The sequence below is a fragment of the Gordonia sp. (in: high G+C Gram-positive bacteria) genome (assembly GCF_012515855.1).
In the GTDB taxonomy this organism is placed as follows: Bacteria; Actinomycetota; Actinomycetes; order Mycobacteriales; family Mycobacteriaceae; genus Gordonia.
Genome location: NZ_JAAYXO010000098.1, coordinates 1 through 2,958, shown reverse-complemented (window position 1 = coordinate 2,958; position 2,958 = coordinate 1). Strand labels below are relative to the sequence as shown.

2 protein-coding genes and 1 pseudogene are annotated in these 2,958 nt (G+C 69.1%); 2 read left to right on the top strand and 1 reads right to left on the bottom strand.

All coding sequences use genetic code 11. The features are described from left to right. Nucleotides 1–415: pseudogene (locus GX543_RS07425) on the top strand (TrpB-like pyridoxal-phosphate dependent enzyme); the annotation flags it as partial. Here GX543_RS07425 and GX543_RS07420 read toward each other — a convergent pair. Beyond that, the gene (locus GX543_RS07420; RefSeq protein WP_290850985.1) at nt 385–2,031 is read right to left on the bottom strand and encodes a DHA2 family efflux MFS transporter permease subunit; all 1,647 of its coding nucleotides are present in this window, start codon (nt 2,029–2,031) and stop codon (nt 385–387) included. The pseudogene GX543_RS07425 and the gene GX543_RS07420 sit on opposite strands and share 31 nt — an antisense overlap. Before the next feature lie 121 nt (nt 2,032–2,152). On the opposite strand from GX543_RS07420, the gene argG reads away from it, so the two are divergent. Next, a partial coding sequence (gene argG, locus GX543_RS07415) for an argininosuccinate synthase (protein WP_290850984.1) occupies nt 2,153–2,958 on the top strand: 806 nt, incomplete at its 3' end.

The following is a 2,958-nucleotide window of genomic DNA, read 5'->3' as shown; positions in this document are numbered from 1 at the left end:
CGCCGAGCCGGCCGCGTGTCCGTCGATCACCCAGGGGGAGTACCGGTACGACCACGGCGACGTCGCCGGTCTCACCCCGCTGCTCAAGATGCACACGCTCGGCATGGACTTCGTCCCGGATCCGATTCACGCCGGCGGGCTTCGCTACCACGGCATGGCGCCCGCGCTCAGTCACACGGTCGAGCTCGGACTGGTCCAGGGCGTCGCGATCGATCAGCACGACGCATTCAGCGCAGGTGTGCAGTTCGCGCGGACGCAGGGCATCGTTCCGGCGCCGGAGTCGACGCACGCGATCGCCGCGTGCGCGGCGCACGTCGCGAACAGCGACACCGAGGAGGTCGTCGTGATCGGCCTGTCCGGCCACGGCCAGCTCGACCTCCCGGCCTACGCGGCGTTCCTCGACGGCGACTTCTGATCGGCGGGCGTCGCGGTCCGTCGGGCCGCGACCCACACCGCCGCGGCCGCCAGGAGCCCGAGAACCAGGAACACGGAGGTGGCGAACATCGCCCACCGCGTCGCCTGAGTGAAGGCGTCGGAAAGCGCGAACACCACCCCGGCGTCGCCTCCGTGTTCGCGCAGCCCGGAGATCACCCCGCCCGCCGAGCTGCGGGTGGCGTCGGCGAACTCGACGGCGGGCCCGGTCAGCCGACCGAGGAAGTGCGCCAGGCCGATCGAGAGCACCGAACCCATGATCGCCGAGCCGAAGGCGGAGCCGATCTGCCGGACGGTGCTTTGCGTCGCCGAGCCCTGCCCCGAGGCGGCGACCGGGATGTCGCGCAGGACCGTTCTGGTCAGCTGGGCTGAGGCGAAACCGAGCCCGACGCCGTAGATCAGCAGGACGCCGCCGATGGACCAGCCCGACGAACCCGGATGAATGGTGAACGCGAGGGTGAGCACCCCGATCACTTCCAGTGCGACCCCCACCAGGACCGTCCCGGCCGCGCCGATGAGCGCTGCGAGGTGGCGCGCCAGCGCGCCCGAGACGAACGCGCCGGCGGCCATCGCGGCCAGCACGAATCCGGCGCCCATGGTGCCCAGCCCGACAGCGTTGATCAGGTACAGCGGCAGGACGAAGATGAGGCCGAACTCTCCGACGGCGATCATCATCGCGGCGACGTTGCCCCAGCTGAAGGTCGGAGTGAAGAAGAGATTCAAGTCGAGGAGGGCCGAACGGCGAACCCGGGCGCGGTGCCGCTCCCAGACGAGGAACGTGGTCAGTGCCACGGCGGACACCAGCAGGGCCACCGGCACGATCGACACCGGCATGTCGCGCGACCATGTCCAGCCGAAGAGGTGAAGATCGCTGATCGGCTTCCACCAGCCGAGCGTGTTCGCCTCGATCACCGCGAAGACGAGTGAGCCGAATCCGACGACGCTCAGCAGCAGGCCGTCGACGTCGAAGCCGCGCCGGGTACTCGGCGACTTGGTCTCCGGCACGACGATCAGCGCCGCGATCACCAGGACGGCACCCACGGGAACGTTGACGCCGAAGATCCACTGCCACGAGAACGTGCTGGTCAGCCAGCCGCCGAGCAGTGGCCCGAGGGCCGCGGCGCCGGAGATCACCGCACCCCACACACCGAACGCGGCGGCCCGATCCTTGCCCCGGAAGGTGTCGCTCACCGTCGACAGGGTCGACGGCAGGATGCATGCGCCGCCGAAGCCCTGGAGCACGCGGGCGCTGATCAGCGTGCCGGCGTCGGACGCGGTCGCCGCCCAGATGCTGCCTCCGACGAACAGCAGGATGCCGACGATGAAAAGTTTGCGGCGACCGAACCGATCACCGAGGGCTGCGCAGGTGAGCAGCAGCGCAGCCAGGATCACCGAGTACAGGGAGTTGACCCATTGCGCATCCGTCAGGTCCAGATGCAGGTCGTCGATGATGGTCGGCAGCGAGACGGCCACGATCGTGCCGTCCATGACGATCATCGCCAGGCCCACGGACAGTACGCCCAGGGCCCACCAGCGGCGCGGCCCGGGCTGCTCGGGAGACGGTGGCGGGGCGGTGGAGGCAGGCGTGGAAGCGGTCATGACCGCCGATCCTAGGGACTTGCAGGCGTTTGGCCATCCATCGAAAGTGGGAGATCCCGGGGCGGGATGGGCCCTGGGGAGCGATTCGCTCCCCGGGGCGGGTACGCCTTAACCTGGTCGCATGTCGAAAGTCCTGAGTTCGCTGCCCATCGGTGAGCGTGTCGGTATCGCCTTCTCCGGCGGACTGGACACCTCCGTCGCCGTCGCTTGGATGCGGGAGAAGGGTGCGGTTCCGTGCACCTACACCGCCAACCTCGGTCAGTACGACGAGCCGGACATCGATTCGGTGCCCGGCCGCGCCCTGCAGTACGGCGCTGAGCTCTCGCGTCTGGTCGACTGCCGTGCGGCGCTGGTCGAGGAGGGCATCGCGGCCCTGCAGTGCGGCGCCTTCCACATCCGCACCGCCGGCAAGGCCTACTTCAACACCACGCCGCTGGGCCGTGTCGTCACCGGCATGCTGCTGGTGCGGGCCATGAAGGAGGACGGCGTCAACATCTGGGGCGACGGCTCCACCTACAAGGGCAACGACATCGAGCGGTTCTACCGCTACGGGCTGATGGCGAACCCGAACCTGCAGATCTACAAGCCGTGGCTCGACGCGGACTTCGTCGAGGAACTCGGCGGCCGCACCGAGATGAGCGAATGGCTGCTGGCGCGCGACCTCCCGTACCGCGACCCGGTCGACAAGGCGTACTCGACCGACGCCAACATCTGGGGCGCCACCCACGAGGCGAAGGTGCTCGAGCACCTGGACCAGGGCCTGGACATCGTCGAACCGATCATGGGCGTCGCCGCCTGGCGCGAGGACGTCGAGGTCCCGACCGAGGAGGTGACGCTCACCTTCGAACAGGGCCGACCGGTCGCCATCAACGGCGAGCGCTTCGACAGCGCCGTCGACCTGGTGATGAAGGCGAACGAGATCGGCGG

Excerpts from the sequence above, each read along its gene's own strand:
- GX543_RS07420 (WP_290850985.1), bottom strand. The coding sequence starts at position 2,031 with ATGACCGCTTCCACGCCTGCCTCCACCGCCCCGCCACCGTCTCCCGAG.